The 19,680-nt window shown below is 41.3% G+C and carries 16 protein-coding genes; 4 read left to right on the top strand and 12 right to left on the bottom strand.

The features are described from left to right. From ACHSBP_RS15760 to ACHSBP_RS15735, 6 genes are all read right to left on the bottom strand, one after another. On the bottom strand, positions 1-316 hold a 316-nt coding region (locus ACHSBP_RS15760), incomplete at its 3' end, for a hypothetical protein (RefSeq protein ID WP_395389578.1). 13 nt (positions 317-329) lie between these two features. Further along, positions 330-1,271 carry an ornithine cyclodeaminase family protein gene (locus ACHSBP_RS15755; protein ID WP_395389577.1) on the bottom strand — a complete coding sequence of 314 codons (942 nt, stop codon included), beginning with the start codon at positions 1,269-1,271 and terminating at the stop codon, positions 330-332. A gap of 11 nt (positions 1,272-1,282) precedes the next feature. Beyond that, positions 1,283-2,374 (bottom strand): M24 family metallopeptidase, encoded by a 1,092-nt coding sequence (locus ACHSBP_RS15750; RefSeq protein WP_395389576.1) that lies wholly within the window; start codon positions 2,372-2,374, stop codon positions 1,283-1,285. Then, the gene (locus ACHSBP_RS15745; protein WP_395389575.1) at positions 2,371-3,417 is read right to left on the bottom strand and encodes a proline racemase family protein; all 1,047 of its coding nucleotides are present in this window, start codon (positions 3,415-3,417) and stop codon (positions 2,371-2,373) included. Before ACHSBP_RS15745 ends, ACHSBP_RS15750 begins: the two co-directional genes overlap by 4 nt. A gap of 89 nt (positions 3,418-3,506) precedes the next feature. Further along, positions 3,507-4,616, bottom strand: coding sequence for an MbnH family di-heme enzyme (locus ACHSBP_RS15740; protein ID WP_395389574.1), 1,110 nt, complete (start codon positions 4,614-4,616; stop codon positions 3,507-3,509). Position 4,617: 1 nt separating this feature from the next. Continuing rightward, positions 4,618-5,259 carry an MbnP family protein gene (locus ACHSBP_RS15735; RefSeq protein WP_395389573.1) on the bottom strand — a complete coding sequence of 214 codons (642 nt, stop codon included), beginning with the start codon at positions 5,257-5,259 and terminating at the stop codon, positions 4,618-4,620. Between the two features lie 97 nt (positions 5,260-5,356). On the opposite strand from ACHSBP_RS15735, the gene ACHSBP_RS15730 reads away from it, so the two are divergent. Then, positions 5,357-8,080 (top strand): choice-of-anchor B family protein, encoded by a 2,724-nt coding sequence (locus ACHSBP_RS15730; protein ID WP_395389572.1) that lies wholly within the window; start codon positions 5,357-5,359, stop codon positions 8,078-8,080. Between the two features lie 53 nt (positions 8,081-8,133). Here ACHSBP_RS15730 and ACHSBP_RS15725 read toward each other — a convergent pair whose 3' ends face one another. The 3 genes from ACHSBP_RS15725 to ACHSBP_RS15715 form a co-directional block, all read right to left on the bottom strand. Then, the gene (locus ACHSBP_RS15725; RefSeq protein WP_395389571.1) at positions 8,134-11,244 is read right to left on the bottom strand and encodes an efflux RND transporter permease subunit; all 3,111 of its coding nucleotides are present in this window, start codon (positions 11,242-11,244) and stop codon (positions 8,134-8,136) included. Between the two features lie 9 nt (positions 11,245-11,253). Beyond that, entirely contained in the window at positions 11,254-12,483 is a 1,230-nt protein-coding gene (locus ACHSBP_RS15720; RefSeq protein ID WP_395389570.1) for an efflux RND transporter periplasmic adaptor subunit, read from the bottom strand. A gap of 68 nt (positions 12,484-12,551) precedes the next feature. Next, positions 12,552-12,818, bottom strand: coding sequence for a hypothetical protein (locus tag ACHSBP_RS15715; RefSeq protein WP_395389569.1), 267 nt, complete (start codon positions 12,816-12,818; stop codon positions 12,552-12,554). A 340-nt stretch (positions 12,819-13,158) separates the two neighbouring features. Between ACHSBP_RS15715 and ACHSBP_RS15710 the strand changes: the two genes are divergently transcribed. Together ACHSBP_RS15710 and ACHSBP_RS15705 are read left to right on the top strand one after the other, a co-directional pair. After that, entirely contained in the window at positions 13,159-14,046 is an 888-nt protein-coding gene (locus tag ACHSBP_RS15710) for a DMT family transporter (RefSeq protein WP_395389568.1), read from the top strand. A 319-nt stretch (positions 14,047-14,365) separates the two neighbouring features. Further along, positions 14,366-16,525 (top strand): putative bifunctional diguanylate cyclase/phosphodiesterase, encoded by a 2,160-nt coding sequence (locus ACHSBP_RS15705; RefSeq protein ID WP_395389567.1) that lies wholly within the window; start codon positions 14,366-14,368, stop codon positions 16,523-16,525. Here the strand turns inward: ACHSBP_RS15705 and ACHSBP_RS15700 are convergent. Then, complete coding sequence (locus ACHSBP_RS15700; protein WP_395389565.1) at positions 16,522-17,010, bottom strand: DUF4442 domain-containing protein; 489 nt, start codon at positions 17,008-17,010, stop codon at positions 16,522-16,524. The two genes, ACHSBP_RS15705 and ACHSBP_RS15700, sit on opposite strands and share 4 nt — an antisense overlap. A 142-nt stretch (positions 17,011-17,152) precedes the next feature. Here ACHSBP_RS15700 and ACHSBP_RS15695 point away from each other — a divergent pair, with 142 nt between their 5' ends. Next, on the top strand, positions 17,153-17,497 hold the full coding sequence (locus tag ACHSBP_RS15695) for a HopJ type III effector protein (RefSeq protein WP_395389564.1): 345 nt from the start codon (positions 17,153-17,155) through the stop codon (positions 17,495-17,497). Between the two features lie 53 nt (positions 17,498-17,550). On the opposite strand, the gene ssb is transcribed toward ACHSBP_RS15695, so the two are convergent. Together ssb and ACHSBP_RS15685 are read right to left on the bottom strand one after the other, a co-directional pair. After that, positions 17,551-18,225 carry a single-stranded DNA-binding protein gene (ssb, locus tag ACHSBP_RS15690; RefSeq protein WP_395389562.1) on the bottom strand — a complete coding sequence of 225 codons (675 nt, stop codon included), beginning with the start codon at positions 18,223-18,225 and terminating at the stop codon, positions 17,551-17,553. A gap of 16 nt (positions 18,226-18,241) precedes the next feature. Further along, positions 18,242-19,630 (bottom strand): MFS transporter, encoded by a 1,389-nt coding sequence (locus ACHSBP_RS15685; protein WP_054978203.1) that lies wholly within the window; start codon positions 19,628-19,630, stop codon positions 18,242-18,244. Positions 19,631-19,680 lie beyond the last annotated feature (50 nt).

Raw genomic sequence — 19,680 nt, 5'->3', positions numbered from 1 at the left:
ATAAAAAAGCGCTACTTGGGTTGCTTGGATCAACAAAAATAAACACTTCTTGGTTATTCTCAAGCGCCGTTAAGCAAGACTTATCGTAATCAACAATCACGCTATGTTTGGTTTGTTCAAAACAGTATTGCAGCATCATTTGTTTATCTTTAAAGCTATGAAATGGCATCAAATCTTGTAAGCCAACTAAGGTGGCTTTTTCAATCGCGCAAGCGCGCCAAGAGCGTTTTCGTTGACGGCACAAAAAATAATATACCCAAGGCTCCAAGCCCCAAAGTAATATGAACCCGCCAACTAATAACAGCTCTAATTTCATGCTCATTCCCAACTTAGTTAGATAACTTATAAACGAGGTTAGCAGCCACAAGATCGCTAAGTGCCGTCCCTACCGATTTAAACAATGTGATGCTGTTTTCTTGCCGCCTACCTGAAACGCGTTTAGCACATAAATCGGCTAATTCACCTTTTATTTGCTGTTGGCTAAACGCTCCTTCAGCCATCGGAATTAACAACTCGCCCGCTTCATTTAACACGTTTGTTAGGCCATCCACGTAAACCTCACTTTGTGTTACCGTTTGCGTATCACACTCTCGGCAATGTTTATGATGGTTACCGATTAAGTCAATGTGCGCACCAGCACTCAGCCAGTTACCATCAAATAATGGCTCCGGTGAGCCTGTTGCACAACTAATTGTGCAAGCGCTTGCAATCGTTTCTTTATCAGATTGCCCAGCAATAAAGGCAACGTGGCTAAATTCGCTTTGTAACTGGCTAATCAAGCTATCTACTTTACCGCGATTACGGCCAATAATGGTCACTTTGCGGTAACTGCGAACTGACAAGTGCGCTTTAATCATATAACTGGCAAGGTTACCGCTGCCAAAAAACACTAAATGTTCAGCATCTTCACGTGCTAAATAACGTGCCGCAAGTGCAGAAACTGCAGCGGTGCGCCAAAGCGTCACACTTGTGCCATCCACCAGCGCAAGCGGTACACCATGCGCTCGGTCAAACAACATAATTTTTGAATATAAAGATTCAAAACCCGCCTCGCCATTTTGCGGGAAATAAGTAAAGGATTTCACCCCAATTACCTCTTCATCCCAAGCAGGTAAAACGGCAAATGCATTATGAGAAGGATCACCCGGCTGTAATTCAAACACTTGTCGCTGTGGCATTAAAAAGTTGCCAGCAAAACTAGTGTTAAGTGCATTAATTAAGGCATCAAACGTCAGGCTAGATAACACCCGTTCTTTTTCAATTATTTTCATGGCGTATCCACTTAACGTCTTTCAGGTAAAATCATTTGCTTAGGGGCATGAGTCAGTAACTTAAAGCCATTTTCAGTAACCAAAATATCATCCTCTAAACGCACACCACCAAAGTTTGGAATATAAATTCCCGGTTCAATCGTAATGACATTACCGGCTTCAAGATGGTAATCACAATTTGGTTTTATAATCGGAAATTCATGTAAAAATAATCCTACGCCATGGCCTAACCCTTCACCTGCATACTCAGCAAAGCCCGCATTTTCAATGACTCGATGACTTGCTTTCAAGGCATTGTTTGCAGCAGCACCTGCAACCACTTCAGCCATAGCAGCTGCCTGTGCATCTGCGACAGTTTGATAAACCAATTGTTGTTTTTCACTGGCTTCGCCATAAATATAACTGCGCGTCATATCGGAGCGATAACCATTAATTACGGCGCCAAAATCTAGGGTAATAAAATCACCAACGGTGAGTTTGCGATCACCCGGCATACCATGTGGCAAAGAGGTGCGTTCGCCAAATAACAAAATCGTGTCAAAACTCATGCCGTTTGAACCGAGCTTTTGCATGCGATATTCAAGCTCAAGTGCAATATCGCGCTCACTGGCTCCGGTTTTAAAATAAGGCAAGGTTTCGTTCAGTGCTTGGTCAGCAATCGCTGCAGCAAGCTCAATTTGCTTTACTTCCCAATCATCTTTTACAGAGCGCATACGTTCAACAACACCTTGTATTGGTGTTAATTGTGCAACTGACAACTCTGCATTTATCGCTTGCCAAGACCCAACACTAATATGATCAGCTTCAAAACCTAACTTAGCATTTTTGTCGATAAAGCGATTAAAGCAATGGCCTAACGTTTCGTTATCACGATCGCGACAAATGACTTCAAATCCTTGGCTTTCATTTGTAGCTTGCTCTGCGTAACGGTAGTCAGTGACTAAATAACCACTATTTTGATTAATCACTAAATAGGCCGCATGACCGCTAAAACCAGATAAATAGCGAATATTCTCGTAGCCAAAAATCAATGCGCTATCGAGTTGTAAACTGGTTAATAAGCTGCGAAACGTCGCTTGGCGTGATAAAAATGGGGTACTCATCGGAAAATAAATCCTGTGTTTAATGCATCGTTCTGATTAAAATAAAAGGTGTTTTTACCCACCACATTAGCGCTCCCACTTACTTCTGGGATCACCGCCATGTAATCACCATATTCTAGTGTATCAACTACCTTAACGCTGAACTGTGAGCCTAAAATACTTTCAATCACAATCTCTTGTTGTGCTTCAACTTCGTTTTTAGCAAAGTGAATTGCTGCTCGACCTGCAACACCCGACCCTGTTGGGCTGCGATCTAACTCACCTTCAGCAAAAATACACACATTGCGGCTATGTGAATCTGGGTGTTCCATTTGGCTATGCGAAACAAAAATAGTGCCGTACAAAAAGCTTAAATCATCTTCAAAAGGGTGGTTAATTTCGGTGCTATCAATCACCGCCTGTTTAATACGCTTGCCCCAATCAATAATTTGATTGCTGTTATCTTGCTTGAGGGACAAACCAATGGCATCCGCATCCACATAGGCATAAAACGCGCCGCCGTAGGCTAAGTCAAAAGTCACCGTCCCTATGCCTTTAACTTCTATTTGCTGTGCTTTTAGCGCTAAGAATGAAGGCACATTTAAAAAGCGAATGTCGCTAATTTCACCATTATTAACGGTTACCGATGAGCGAATTTGGCCACAAGGCACATCAAAATTAATTTGATTAACGCCTTCTTTTTTGTGTATCACACCCGCTTCAATTGCCGCTTTAGATAGTGCAATAATGGCATGGCCACACATGGTGCTGTAGCCTTCGTTATGTAAAAACAGCACACCCAAGTCACTGGTATCGCGCTCGGGTTCAACAATCAATGCGCCATACATATCTGCATGACCGCGAGGTTCAAACATCAAGCCTTTTCGTAAATCATCATGATTAGCTAAACAGTCCTGACGTTTTGCTAAAATGGTGTCGCCTTTTAAAGTAGGAAATCCCGATGTAATAATACGTAACGGCTCACCACCTGTGTGCATTTCTAGTGTAGTAATTTGTTGCATTACTTTGCTTGGTTGCCAATTAGCAAAGGCATTTGTGTTCATATTTAGCTTTCTATATCGAAATCAATATTTGCATACAATATACCTTTATAGATATTAAAATCAATATAAAGCCCTGCATGGGTAAGTGATTATTGCTTAAAAGGATTACTAAATGCTTTGTTTTTAATAAATTTTTCGTCAGTTAAAGTATGTAGAAATGCCACTAAGTCTTGCTTTTCTTGTTCAGTTAACTGAAAACCTTTAATAAATGCACTTTTATAGGGATTTTCACGACCATCACCTTGATGCTTGCCAGTTGTAATATTGCGTCCTGCATCGGCATAAAAATCAATTACTTGCTCTAACGTGTGTAAACTACCATCGTGCATATAAGGGGCTGTTAAGGCGATATTACGCAATGTTGGCGCCCTAAACTTGCCCATATCCTGTGGCGTTTCTGTGATAGTAAATAATCCTTGATCACTTAGCGGAAAAGCCCCTTTGCCATCAATATTATAAAGGCCTGTATTATGAAATGGATGACGGTCTAGTTGCTGCTTTTGATGGGTCGTTGATTGCGTAAAGTTAAAGCCACCATGACAATGGTGACACTCTAAACGCTCTGAAAAAAACAAATCCATACCGCGTATTTCGCTTGCTGTCAGTGCATCATCCTGCATGGCATAAGCATATTGATCAAAACGACTTTCAAACGAAATCAAACTACGGGTAAAACTAGCAAGCGCTTTAACTATATGATCGAAACTCGCATCTTCAGTGCCAAAAGCATGCTCAAATAATGCGTTGTACTCTGGCGTATTAAAACGTGCTAATACTTCTTCTTCGTGCCCTGTCACACCCATTTCAAGCGGTGTTTCACCAAATAACGGAAGCAAAATTTGCTGTTCCAACTCGGTCATTTCAGAGTGAGCCCAAGTCAGTGTTTTATTGTAAGCGACATTTACTAAGGCCTGCGCATTGCGGTGATGTAGCTCACCTGTCGAGCCAATTGAAGTTGGGATCATTTCGGCAAATGCCCTATCTTGCTGATGGCATGACGCGCAACTTTGCAATCCATTTGCTGACAAGTTTTTGTCGTAAAATAAGTGTCGACCAAGTTCAACTTTAGCATCACTCATCGGATTCGTTGAAGGTACTTGAGGCAGCGGAAAGCCCTCAGGTAGTTGCCATTTGTATGGCTTACTTGGCTCGCTACAACCCACAAGTAATAGTGCCAACAACAGTAAAGAACGACGCATATTATTCCTGATAAAATATCTTAGTTGTTAAATTGCTAAACAACTGCTGACAAATCTCGTTCGCTTGTTCACTCATACAAGATCGAGAACGATCTACCTCAGAAAACAAACGATCTAAATCTAAAATAATTGGTTTTTGCGCATCGAAGTGAGCTAGTTCAAACTGATAACGATTTGGGTAAGTACAGGGTGCAGAAGGCGCCCGTAAACGCGATGCACTTTTACAACCGGTGCTGCCTAAGTGAAAAGCGAAGTCATTTTCAACATCATAGCGGAAAAACTTATGGCCTAACTGCCAACTCCAAAACATTTCACTAATGTTAAGTGGTGATACGGCAGTAAGTGGATTTAGGTGATTTTCATTGAACGGAACCGCCATCTCAAATGATAGCTTTTTTCCGTCTAAATCATCTGCCATAAGCTCAACTTGCCAACTGCTTTTCTCACAATTTGCACCAATTAAGGCAACGCTGTTTGATGAAAAATGACTAGGCTTAATTGAGATTGCATTTTCCGATTTAAATTCGGAGACAAACCACATAAGTGTTTGCCGCTCATCACAAGTTTGTTGAACGTCATATTGTTTTACAACAAATTCAATTTTAGTGGTCGATGGCTCTTTGCATGCAAATAAAAAGCTCATTAACAAAAGTATACAAAATGACCGCAGCAAGGTGGTTTACTCTCTTGATTGATTAGTTACACTGTTATTAATACAGGAACAGGATCCTAACAAAGTTATGATGACTCAGAAACTTACACTGCTAACACTTGCTTTGGCAAGTAGCATTACTAGCCTGAACGCGATCGCTCATACAGAACATGATAAGGCGCGTTATGTAACCGAAAACGGAATTGATAAAGGCGACTGCAACAACCCCGTCAGGCCATGTAAATCCATCGCCTACGCAGTATCGCAAGCAAGTAAAGGTGACAAAGTATTGGTTGGCAGCGGTCAATACGAGTTAAAAAATGAATCTGAGCTATTTTATTTACAAAGCGAGTTAGTACCTGTTTTAGGCGGCTTTAACCGTTTTGATCACTTTCAAGTACAAAACCCTAATCGCAACAAAACACAAATCGTTGGTGCACCAATAGCTTTGCATGACATGCTGCAAAAAGCTGGTTTTAACGTGATTGCAGATACTAAAAGCTTAACGATTTCAAAACAGCTAAAACAAAAACTAGCACGTCACCAAGCACTTTTTGAGCAGCAAAGTAGCACAGCATGTGAAAATGGCCGCGCCGGTTCGTATTCCTGTAACAATGTAGATTTAGTTGCCCATGTACCATTGCCAGCAAACACCTCTGGCAATGATATTTGGGGGCATGTTGATTTAAATAACGGCATTGAATATGCCATTATGGGGTTCTCTGATGGTATTCGCGTATACAGTTTAGCCGATCCTACAAACCCAACATTAGTTGGTCATGTCGCTGGCGCAAATACGACGTGGCGCGATATAAAAGTACTGCAATATTACGACGAGACATTAAACGCCTATCAAGCGTACGCCTATGTAACAGCTGAAGCAAACACTGGCGTGCAGATTATTAACCTAAATAATTTACCTACATCGGTATCGCTTTCTGGTACTAACTTCACAGTGAATAGCGCGCACAATGTCTATATTAACGGGGTCGATTACAGTTTAAATCTGCCACTCAATGATCAAACGGCAAAAATGCAAGTGGTGGGCTCAAATAAGTACGGCGGTTCTTTTACCACTTACGACTTATCAACACCAAGTAACCCGAGTAAACAGTTTGATATAGGCTCATCATCACGTGCTAATTACACCCATGATGCCACCAGCATGACAATTAATGACACTCGAGCAACGCGCGACTGTGTAAATGCGAATAACGGTGTATGTGATGTATTTATTGATTTTAATGAAGATGAGATTCGCATTTGGGATGCAACTCAAACAGCCAATACTGAACGTCTAGGACAAGTAGGCTATGACGATGTTGATAGTAGCAGCCAATATATTCATTCGGGATGGTGGCACGAAAACAAACGCTATGTGTATGTGCATGATGAATGGGATGAAAATAAAGGTGGGCTCAATACTACAGTACGCATTCTCGATTTAGCTGATTTAACCCAGCCAACGATTGTTGGTAAGTGGATCAGTAACAACCGCACCATAGATCATAATGGTTTTGTTAAAGGCAACCGTTATTACATGTCAAACTATGAGCGTGGTTTAACTATTCTTGATATTAGCAACCCAAAAAACCCAGTTGAAGTAGGCTATTTTGATACATTCCCATCGTCAGATAACCCATCTTTCAACGGTGCTTGGGGCACATACCCTTATTTACCGTCTGGCAATATTTTAATCAGCGATATTAATAGCGGCTTATATATTGTTAAAGATAATTCTCGTAGTAGCACTGCTAACGCGGCTTTTGAACAAACCGATTTAATTGCAGAGCGCGGTGATGAACTTCGTATCACCATCAACAAGCCAATAGCACTAAGTGAAGAGGCAACCATTGAATTTGAAGTTATCAATGGCAGTGCAAAGCTAAATAGCGATATGTTACTGCGTAATAACAGTCACATATTAAAATGGAACGCTAACGATACTGCGCCAAAAGTTATTGGCATGGCACTAAGCGATAACGGTGAAACATCACTAAAAGACTTTTATATCCGCCTTCATAACGCATCGAGCAACCTTGAAATTGGCGACAATCGTATTATGAAAGTCACTATAAATGGTCTTGCCAGCCAAGGTAAAGTCGGTTTTATCGAAACTAACCGCACCATCTCAGAAACAGCAGGTAATGCTAGCCTTGAATTGAGCCGCATAGGTGGAAGTCGTGGTCAAATAACCTTTGATTACCAAATTGAGTATTTAACAGCAACTAGCGATGATGTAACTTTTGAAAATGGCACAATTACTTGGGATGATGGTGACTCGAGCAATAAAACCATTGTATTTAGTATTACTGATGACCAAGCAATCGAAGATGACGAGCGCTTTGTTGTAAAACTTATAAACAACGATGACAGCTTGTTAAATAACCAGCAGATTGAAGTGACCATTTCAGATGACGATAGCAATAGCGCGCCTGAGGTATACGCCGGTAACGATATAGAGTTGGCAACAAATGCATCAACAGTATTAAATGCCGCAACTGCGAGCGATGATCGCACTGAGCAACTGACTTATCAGTGGCAATTTGTCTCGGGTGTTGCAATTAATATCACTAATGCAGATAGCTTAACGCCTAGCGTTTCAGCTAGCAGCGAAGCGGGTACTGCTGTCATTTCATTTACAGCAACCGATGAACATGGCGCGAGCAGCAGTGATGAGTTAATCATTACCGTAGTTGCACCAGTCACCCCAGTAGGCCCACCGGTACCTGAAGAATCAAGCTCATCCAGTGGTAGTTTACCTATTTGCTTATTACTACTAATGTCACTGTTAGCAATTCGTAGAAGGTAAAAAGTTAGGCCTGATGCTCTTCGAAAAAAAGCGCCTTTTGGCGCTTTTTTGCTTTATGCTTGGGTGCGTTTATTACGATACAACAAGTAATACGCGCAAGGTAATACCAGCATACTGACCAGCGGACTTATCACCATACCGCCGAGCATCGGCGCTGCAATTTTTTGCATCACTTCACTGCCTGTGCCGCTCCCTAACATAATTGGTGTTAAGCCAATCACGATAGTCAGTACCGTCATCGCTTTTGGGCGAACCCGTTGAACCGAGCCTTGTTTTACCGCAGTTAAAATATCCTTATGCTGTTTTAACGCCTGATTAAGGTAAATCAGCATCACCACCCCAAACTCAGCAGCAACACCCGCAAGCGCAATCATACCCACCGCAACGGCCACGGATAACTGATAATCCAGCAAATAAACGAACCACAGTGACCCCGCCAATGCCATCGGTAACGTTAACATCACTAAGGTTGCTTGTAATGATGAGTTAAAGGCAAGGTAGAGAATGATAAAAATAATCGCCAGTGTAATTGGGGTTAGTAATTCCAATTTACTGGTAACCCGCTCCATATATTCGTATTGGCCTGAAAATCGAATGCTGTGCTTGGCAGGCAGCAACAAATCATTATCCAGAGCTGCTTTTGCAGCTGCTATGTAATCACCAATCACGGTATCTGGCGCTAAATCGACAAATGTCCACGCAATAAAACGACCATTTTCGCTTTTAATCACCGCTGGGCCATCTTTAATTTCAATATCGGCAACCTGCTCTAGCGTGACCCATGCACCCGTTGGTGATAAAAACGGTAATGTTTTTAGCTCTTCAATTTGATCACGATAACGGCGTGGGTAGCGCAAATTAATTGGAAAGCGCTCTTTGCCCTGCACCGACTGCCCAATACTCGCACCACCTAATGCATATTTTACTAACGTTTGGATGTCCGCAATATTCAAACCATATTTTGCTGCGTCTTTGCGTCTTGGCGAAATATCAATATAACGTCCTGACTGCGCCCGTTCAGCATAAGCAGATAAGGTACCCGGAACATCCGCTAAAATGCGCTCCACATCACGACCTATTTGCTCAATTTGCGCTAAATCATCGCCTGAGATTTGAATGCCAACTGGCGTTTTAACACCAGTTGATAACATATCAATTCGGGTTTTAACCGGTTGCACCCAGGCATTGGCAAGCCCCGGAAAATTAACGCTTGCTTGCAACTCAGCAATAATGGTTTCAAGGGTAACTCCTTCGCGCCACTCACTCTTTGGTTTTAACTGAATGGTGGTTTCGAGCATGGTTAGCGGTGCAGGATCGGTTGCAGTTTCCGCACGGCCTACTTTACCAAATACGCTAAGCACTTCTGGTTGAGTTTTAATTAAGCGGTCGGTTTGTTGTAGTATTTCACCCGCTTCCGCAATGGAAACTCCCGGCAGTGTGGTTGGCATATAGAGTAAGTCTCCCTCTTCTAGCTCAGGCATAAACTCACTGCCTAATTTAGAAAGCGGGTAATAACTCGATGCCGCAATCACAATAGCAACCAACAGCGTAAATTTAGGTACTTTTAAGCAGAGGTCTAAAATCGGGCGGTAGATTGCTACCAACACGCGTGTGAGGTAGTTATTTTGCTCACTTGGAATATTACCACGTACTAAATACCCCATTAACACAGGCACTAAGGTCACGCTTAACAGAGCTGCAGCCGCCATCACAAAGGTTTTTGTATAGGCAAGCGGGCTAAATAATTTGCCTTCTTGTGCTTCAAGGGCAAACACCGGCATAAAGCTCACCGTAATTAAAATTAGCGAGAAGAAAAGTGCAGGCCCTACTTCCACAGCCGCTTGACTTACTAACTGCCAATGCGCTTTTCCCTTAGCGTTTTCGCCCGTTTCAGCGCGATAATGCTCAAGGTGTTTATGGCAGTTTTCTACCATCACAATGGCAGCATCAACTAACGCGCCAATCGCAATCGCAATACCACCCAAGCTCATAATATTGGCATTAATGCCCATTAAGCGCATTAATATAAAGCCCGCTAATACCGCTAACGGTAAACAAATCACAGCCACTAGCGTTGAGCGTGCATGCATTAAAAACACTAAGCACACCAAGGCAACAACAATCATTTCTTCAATCAGTTTGGACTGTAAATTTTCAACCGAACGTTCAATTAAGTTTGAACGATCGTAAACCGTTACAATCTCAACCCCTTCAGGCAAGCTCGGTGTAATTTGGGCAATTTTAGCTTTTACATTAGCAATGGTTGTAAGAGCATTTTCGCCATCGCGCATCACCACAATGCCACCAACTACTTCACCTTCACCATTTAATTCAGCAATGCCTCGGCGCATCTGCGGGCCTAAACGAATAGTTGCAACATGTTCTAGTAATAATGGGCTTCCATCTTCGTTAATGATGCCTAAGGGAATGGCTTTAAACGCAGCTAAATCGGTTAAAAAGCCGCGACTGCGCACCATGTATTCAGCTTCTGCCATTTCAAGTACCGAGCCACCGACCTCACTGTTAGCGTTTTCTATCGCTGCCTTAACTTGTGTAAGCGTTATGCCATACTGCATTAACCTCAGCGGTTCTACCACTACTTGATAGCTTTGTACCATGCCGCCAACAGTCGCAATTTCACTTACCCCTGCCACTGACTGTAATTCATATTTTAAAAACCAATCTTGCAAAGTACGTAGCTGAGCTAAGTTTTGTGTGCCGCTTTTATCTATTAAAGCGTATTGATAAACCCAACCAACCCCTGACGCATCGGGCCCTAAAGTTGGTTTGGCATCACTTGGTAAATTAGCGGTAACTTGGTTTAAGTATTCCAACACGCGCGAGCGTGCCCAATACAAATCAGTATCGTCTTCAAAAATAATGTAAACGTAAGAGTCACCAAAAAAGCTAAACCCCCGCACCGTTTTTGCTTTTGGTACCGCCATTAAACTGGTTGATAACGGATACGTTACTTGCTCTTCAACGACTTCAGGTGCTTGTCCCGGAAAGCTGGTTTTAACAATGACCTGCACATCCGATAAATCTGGAATGGCATCAAGCGGTGTTTGCTTTACCGAGTAAACGCCCAATATTGCTAGCATGGCAGCCAATAACAGCACCAATACTTTGTACTTTAAACTGGTTTGAATAATCCACTGCAACATAATCGCCTCCTAGTGTTGATGCGACTGCATTGCTTTGGCAGGTTTGCCATCTTGACTCATTTTCAAAATAGCTGAGCGAATGTTCGATTCGCTATCTATTAAGAATTGGCCAGAAGTTATCACTTGTTCACCTTGTGCTAGCCCTTGCATAATTTCAGCGCGGCCTTGCGTGATCATGCCCACCATCACTTCACGGGAGACAAACGTGCCATCATGCTGCTCTACCACCACTCGATTCTGCTTGCCAGTGCGAATAAGCGCTTCAACCGGAATATTAAGCACATCTTCTTTCGGACCACCATAAATACGCACATTTGCTAGCATATCTGGCTTAAATGAACCGTTTTCATTATTTAAAGACAACCTAACCTTTAATGTACGGGTTTTAGGATCAAGCGCTGGATAGATATATTCAATCTTACCTTCAATGGCATAAACACCAATCGCAGGTAGGTCAAACTCAACCCACTTACCATTTTCCACCCAATCAATTTGATGCTCAAACACATCGGCTAACACCCACACCTGTGAAAGATCCGCCAAGGTCATTAGCTTTACTGCTGGCTGCACATACATACCTTCACGAATGCCAAGCTCAGACACTATCGCATCATGTGGTGCATAGTAAGGTACGCGAAACAGTGACTCTTTAGTTTTCTCAACTTGGTCGATTAGTTTTTCAGACATACCTAATAAACGTAAACGTGTACGGCCACGTTCTTTAAGGCCTTTATTCGTTGGATTTGTTTTAAGCAGGGATAAATAATCGTCTTGAGCAACAATTAACTCAGGTGCATAAATTTCATAAAGTAACTCACCTTTTTTTACGCGTGCACCTAAAGTTTTTACTTGTAGGTTCTCAACCCAACCCGTTGCTCTTGGGTGAATATGGGTTAGGCCATTTTCGTCATATTCAACCTTGCCAAAGGTTTCAATAAAACGCCACAACGTAGAGCGCTCAACCGGTGCTTTGGTTAACGCCATGCTCTGCTGAGTATACCCTGACACTGAAATCGCCACTTCTTCACTACTTTCAGGTGCTGAAAGCTCCACTAAGTCCATACCACAAATTGGACATTTGCCTGGGTGGTCTTTAACAATATGGCTGTGCATTGGACAGACAAACTTTGTGCTTTTAGCGGGTGATTGTGTCAATTCATTTACCAGATTAGGCGATGACACATTTGCAAAACTCAGGCTTGTAAAAAGCGCTAAGCAAATAATTAATAAATTTTTCATAGATTTAGTTCTCAATTCAAATAAATAAGGTGTATTTGACGTTGGCAAATACGGCTTAAAATATTGAATTAAGCTATTGGCGGTATAATGCTGACTTGCAGTGGTGTTGGGTAGTTTGAAAGCCCAATGGTGAGATACGCGAGCTCTTTTACTATTGGCTCAGAAAAGGCGAATGCCGAAAAGACACAACATGAGGTATGGCATTTTGCGCTGCAATCATTACAGGTTTCGCAATCATGCTTAGCCATTTCTTGCTGCATTTGACTGTCATCACAACAACTGTGATTTGAACTTTCCATGCTTTTTTCTACTTGATGCGTTTCAGCGCACGACATTTCCTCCCCTTGCATACTGTTCGCCGCAAGTGGATTTAGAAAAATACTGAAAATAAGCATTAAATATAAAATTCGCATAACGCAAAAAGTATACGTGATTGTATAAAACTTAGCTAGCCCCAAGGCGAGCACCTGTTGTTACTGCAACTTCGTTTTATAAAGCAAATCAGCAAGTCCTAGATACTAAAGATCAATACCAAAACTGTACTCTCAAAATTAAAATACTGCTTTTAACATATTAATAACCATATAGATCAGCATATTTAACTAACATAGCCATCTAGATGTTATAAAATATACACACACTCATTTTCATCTTTGCAATTAAATTAAACGACTAATGGTAAAAAACCAAAAACATGCAATTCTGTACGCGTTATCAGCGGTCTTTTTATGGTCGACGGTAGCTACTGCGTTTAAACTCGCATTGATGCAACTTACACCGCTTCAGTTGGTGTTTTATGCCTCTGCATTTAGCTGGTTGTTTTTAGCTATATTTTTGCTTGTGAACGGTGACTACAAACATGTCAAAACGGCGTTTTTAACTAAACCTTTACTGTATTTAAAATTAGGTATACTTAATCCATTTTTGTATTACCTTATTCTGTTTAAAGCGTATGATTTACTGCCCGCACAACAAGCGCAGGCACTCAATTACACGTGGGCGATTGCACTAAGTTTGCTTGCAGTACCAATGCTCGGTCAACGCCTACGAAAAGTTGATATTGCCGCATTGCTTTTTGCCTATTTAGGTGTGCTGATTATTAGTACAAAAGGGCAATTTACTGAGCTTAATTTTGACAGCCCGCTGGGTGTTGGGCTTGCTTTATTATCAACACTTCTTTGGGCACTGTATTGGATTTTTAGTACCAAAAACACTGATAAACCAGTAATTAGTTTATTTATTTGTTTTTCTATCGGCTTACCATTTATTGCCTTAGTACTGACTTGGCAAAACGCTTGGCAAATTCCTACAGGCAAAGCTTGGCTAGCAGCAGGTTATGTTGGGTTATTTGAAATGGGTATTACATTTGTGCTGTGGTTAATGGCAATGAAAAAAGCTGAAAACACAGCGAGTGTTAGTAACTTAATTTTTATTTCGCCGTTTTTATCACTTATCTTTATCTACACCTTACTGGGAGAAGCAATTCATTCCACCACGATTATAGGTTTGGGTTTTATAGTGTGTGGTTTGGCAATACAAAAGTTAGTAAAAGCCAAACGCTAGCAGGTTAAACCACCAAAATTGCGCTACAGTTAGCGTTATCTATATTACTTGATTGATTTAAAACAGGGCTTTCATGCCTATTGTTGATATACTATAAAACCCTAAAAGTTTTAATTTGCTAACAAGGCAATGGAACGTTTTTCATTAATGTATGTACGATTTGTCTGAAATAAAACATTTTTACAGCTCTTTTCTTGGCCGCCTCTTTATCATTATTGTTGCGCTAATTTTTGTTTTAGCAACAACGCTTGTCGCTATGCATTATCAAAATCATTTGGCCAAAGTCGATGAGAAAATAAGAGCACACTCAGAATTCATTATGGATTCTTCAGTTACTCAGCTAGAACAACATTTAGTCGTGTTTACTATGGCTGAAAGATTGCTATCAGAGCTAAAGCAACCATACTCTCAGCAAGCGTTGGCACAAATAAACCAAGAAACGTTCGCCAACTTTCCCCGCTATTTGAATGTAAGTTACTTCCAACTTACTAATAATCAGCAGCTAACGGCGTTACACACAACCCGAAAAACCTCTGCTAAGCCTGCAACAAATTTATCTGAGCTTGGCATTAAGCAGGTTATTCAAAGTAATAAATTGCTGTTTAGTATTCCGTATTACGAAGCAAACGATGGCTCACTGCGCATGGCGATTAGCTATTTATCGCAGTTAAGCAATGCTCAACCTCCGCTTTTAATGGTGGCTGAGATAAATTTAAACTCACAATATAACCCGTGGCGTTACAATATTTTAGATAAAGGCATGGAGATATTGGTTACGCAAAAACCACGCATTAAAGATCAGTATTGGAGCCTTTACCACACAGCACCAAAGTCATTACATGGTGATCTTGGTAACGCCTACAACCAACCTATGCCACCTGCATTTGTTGCCTACGTAAATAAAAGCATTAAAAAAGCCACTGGCCGACCAGTCGATAAGTACTTACAAAGTGATGGTGTTTCTATTTACACCAACCGCACCCAAGGTATTGCCAATGTAAGAGTTGGCATTTCTTACAATACGCATTTTAATACTTTTATTGCGGTTAGAGTGCCATTAAAAACTATCTACAACGAGGTAAGCAATTTTGCCAGTTGGATTGGCGCGTTTGGTTTGCTTACTATTGTTGCCACTTTTTTTATTACGCGTCACTTATACCGACTTGATCTTGGCTACAAAAATAAACTGTATCAACAAGCCAACTTCGACAAACTCACCAAACTGGCGAACCGCTATTTCTTTGATAACACATTAGTTAATGAACAAATTCATAATCAAGGTCGCTACACCCTTTTGTGTATCGACCTAGACAACTTTAAACATATTAATGACCGATTTGGTCGCCACACTGGCGACAAAACCTTGCAACTAATTGCCGAACGCATATCGCAATCTTGCCCATCAAACGCTTTGCCGGTACGCACCGGTGGCGATGAGTTTTTTGTTATTTTACAAACAGTTGATCGCAGTATAAGTAGCTCGTTAGCACGTAATATTTTAAACGCTATTGAGCAAACAATGATGCTCGATAATTTACAGCTTTCAATAACCGCAAGTATCGGCATTTACCATGCTGATGAACATATTGACCCACAAACTGCTGAAATTTATGCTGAAATAGCCATGTTCGAAGCTAAAAAACTAAAAAATCGTTACTGTTTTTTTGACAAAGGCTTAGCAGAGCAATTACATCAACGCGTAGACATTGAAACTGAACTAAAACATGCGATTGAAAATAAAGAGCTTTATTTAACCTATCAGCCGCAAATTTGCTCTGCTCACGGTTCAGTTAAGGGTGTTGAAGTTCTGTTGCGCTGGCACAATAGAAAGCTCGGCTTAATTGCACCAGATAAATTTATTCCAATCGCAGAAGAAACAGGGCTAATTGCCGATATCGGGGAGTTTGTTATTCAACAAGCGCTTTACGATTATGCGCAAAATTTGAAATACACTGAAATCAGTTTATCAATAAATGTATCGGCGTATCAGCTAATGTACACACCGCTATTTGATATTCTTAAGCATCATGTCGAGCATTACCAAATCTCGCCAAATCGCGTGATTTTAGAAGTAACTGAATCTATTTTTATTGAAGATAAAGGCGCGGTGCAGGGCTTGTTTGAAAAACTAATGAGCTATGGCTTTTTAATTTCACTCGATGATTTTGGTACAGGTTATTCATCACTTTCTCAAATGCGAGACTACCCAATTCACGAGTTAAAAATCGATCGCAGCTTTATCACTCATATCCATGAAAAAGATCAAGATGCGGCACTATTGCATCAGATTGTTTCCATTGCCAAATGCCACGATATTGTCACCGTAGCAGAAGGCATTGAAGTTACAGCCCAACATGAAATAGTGCGCACCTTAGGCATAGACATAGAGCAAGGCTATTTGTATGCCAAACCGTTAGAAATCGATGCGCTAAAAGCGTATTTAGCTGCTAACACGCTAACCCAAAAGGCCTGCTGTTAACGACGCTTTTTCGGCACCCAAGCCCAACGAATTTCGCAATGTATTGGGCTATCACCACTTTCATCAGACAGTACTACAGGCACAATTAAGTCCCCTTTCTCATCACTGCTGATTGCTGTGATCACTTGAGATGATAGCTGCGCTGTTGCCGTTATATCACCTTGCATGCGCTTATTGTATTCTAGCGTCATTGATTTCAGTAACGGTAAGTGGCTATCAGGCATATTCATACCAAACACTATGCCCGACGCTGATTCAGCAGCTAATGCTGCACCAACCGCATGAATACCACCAATATGGTTTTGTACTCGCTTTTTATTTGCAAGTTTAACCACTACTTTGTCATTACTAATCGATAAAACCCGTAGTTTTGCAGTGCCCGCAAATTTAACCTGACTGGTAAATAACTTAGTCAGTAAAAATTCATGGGTCGACTTTGGCAGTTTATAGATTTTATTAACAAGCTTGCTTAATTTATTTGCCATACTATTTTTTCAACTCAACTGGTTTGACCACCTAGATTACCGCAACCAAACTCAAACAGCAAAATATCAAATAGCTAAATACTATTTCACTGACAATCCATTAAGTTGCATAGTGTGCTTTTAACTTTTTGACGTAAACATTATGACCCTAGAAACGCTACTTGAACAACTCAAGACTTCACCTGAAAGTGTTACTTTTCAACAGGTAATGGCTGTGATTGAGGAAACATACAACTATACAGCGCAGCACTTTACCAATGGCGAGCTCACCAATAACGCTGGTGAAAATGCGGGTAGCTGCAAAGTTTTCAGCTTTGCAAAGCTCAACAACTTAAATGAAGAGCAAACGCTAAACTGCTTTGGCGATTACTACCGAGTAGATGTGTTACAACACCCAAATGGCGACGATCACCAAAATATTCGCAACTTTATAAAAACAGGTTGGGCGGGTGTGAACTTCGCTAAAAATGCGCTTGAAGTAAAATAACCGCATAAAAAAACCAGCAAAATGCTGGTTTTTTTATTAACTAATCTTAGTGATTAGAACGGAATATCATCATCAAAATCAATTGGTGGTTCCATTGGGTTTGATGCGCCGCCTTGTGGTGCATTTTGCTTAGGTGCAAAGCCGCCTGATTGCTGCTGTGGCGCAAAACCACCAGATTGTTGCTGACCACCTTGCTGTTGTGCAAAACCGCCAGACTGTTGTGCTGGCGCTGATTGCTGCTGTGCAGGTTGCTGGTTAAAGCCACCTTGTTGCTGTTGACCACCTTGGTTAAAACCTTGTGATTGTTGTGGTGCAAAACCTGATTGCTGTTGATTCTGCTGTTGGAAACCACCACCAGAATTGCTACCCGCGTTATCACCGCGGCCACCTAGCATTTGCATTTGACCAGTAAAGCCATCAACCACAATTTCAGTTGTATACTTTTCTTGGCCTTGCTGATCTTGCCACTTACGCGTTTGTAATTTACCTTCAACGTAAATTTGTGAGCCTTTACGGCAATATTCACCAACAACTTCAGCTAACTTGCCAAAAAACACCACACGGTGCCATTCGGTTTTATCGACTAACTGACCCGTGTTTTTATCTTTATAACTGTCAGACGTTGCAAGTGTGATATTGGCAACTGCGTTACCGTTTGGCATATATCTCACTTCTGGATCCTGGCCTAAATTACCAACTAGGATCACTTTGTTAATACCACGAGCCATGGTCTGTCTCCTTTAATTAAACTATACCTGCAACCGCTTTTGCTTGTTGCAAATCGAATTCTGATTCTTTTACTTTTAAGTATGTACGATTTTCTTCAAGTACTACTGTTGTTTCTAATACACCCGGTAAATCAGCAAGGTCATTTGCTAACTTTTCGGCTGCTTTTTCAGGGTCAAAATTTTCTTTCTCCCCTTGTAATTCAGTGAGTAAGCTTATCAGCTTACTTTTTGGTGGTACTTCCATTCCCCACGCTATAGCAAACCATATTACCCCAACCAAGGTTGCTGCGGCAAATACTGTCTGAGCATCGCTCACTTGCGCAAAATACCCACCAATAATACCGCCTAAAAACGCGCCTAAAAACTGGGTAGAACTAAAAGCGCCCATTGCTGACCCCTTTTGGCCTGCAGGAGAAATGCGCGCAACCAATGCCGGCATTGTGGCTTCTAAAAAGTTAAACGCTATAAAATAAATAAGCATGCACACGCCAATAATAAGTGCGCTTGAACCAAACAAACTTAAGCTCATTAAACTTGCAACAATTAGTGCGATTGACACTAAAAAGGCCATTTTTTCTTTTTGTTTTTTAATCGCAATAATCATCATTGGCACCATAAATACAAACGCCAATAATAAAACCGGAATATAAAGCTTCCAATGCATTTCTGCGGCTAATCCATCTTTAATAAGTTCAGCCGGCAACGCAACAAACACCGCCGTTAAAGTTAAGTGAAGTAACATCACACCTAAATTTAAACGCACTAATTGCGGGTGTTTCACTAGGTTTTTAATATCGTTCAAAGAGGCAGATGTATCACCTTTTGGTGCACGATTTACCGCGGTTGGCACCACAGTTAATACTATAAAAATACCCAACACAGCCAAACATGCCGTCAGCCAAAATATACCACTCACGCCAAACGACGCCGCAATCATTGGGCCTAGCAACATGGCTGCAGCAAAGCTAAGGCCAATACACATACCAATAACAGCCATTACTTTAGGACGCTGCTCATCACGGCTTAAATCGGCCGCTAGCGCCAATACAGCGGCGGCAATTGCGCCCATTCCCTGTAATGCACGCCCTAGGGTTACGGTGTAAATTGATTCGGCCATAGCCGCTATCACCGAGCCAATCGCAAACATAATTAAGCCCGCTACAATCACCCGTTTACGGCCAAATTTATCTGATAACCAGCCCATAGGAATTTGTAAAAGCGCTTGTGTTAAGCCATATGCGCCTATCGCAATACCAATCCATAAAGGCGAAAACCCTTCTAATTCAGTACCGTAGATTGCAAGCACAGGCATAAGCATAAATAAGCCAAGCATGCGAAATGCAAATACGCATGCAAGCGACACCGCTGTGCGTTTTTCAAGAGCATTTAATGAAGAAGCTGACATTAACGAATTAGCAAATAATGATTAGAAAATTAAGGCGGCAAGTTTACCAT

The organism is Pseudoalteromonas sp. XMcav1-K (assembly GCF_044005875.1).
In the GTDB taxonomy this organism is placed as follows: domain Bacteria; phylum Pseudomonadota; class Gammaproteobacteria; order Enterobacterales; family Alteromonadaceae; genus Pseudoalteromonas; species Pseudoalteromonas spongiae.
Note: the sequence above shows the minus strand (reverse complement) of the source record. Positions and strands in the feature narration are given on the sequence as shown.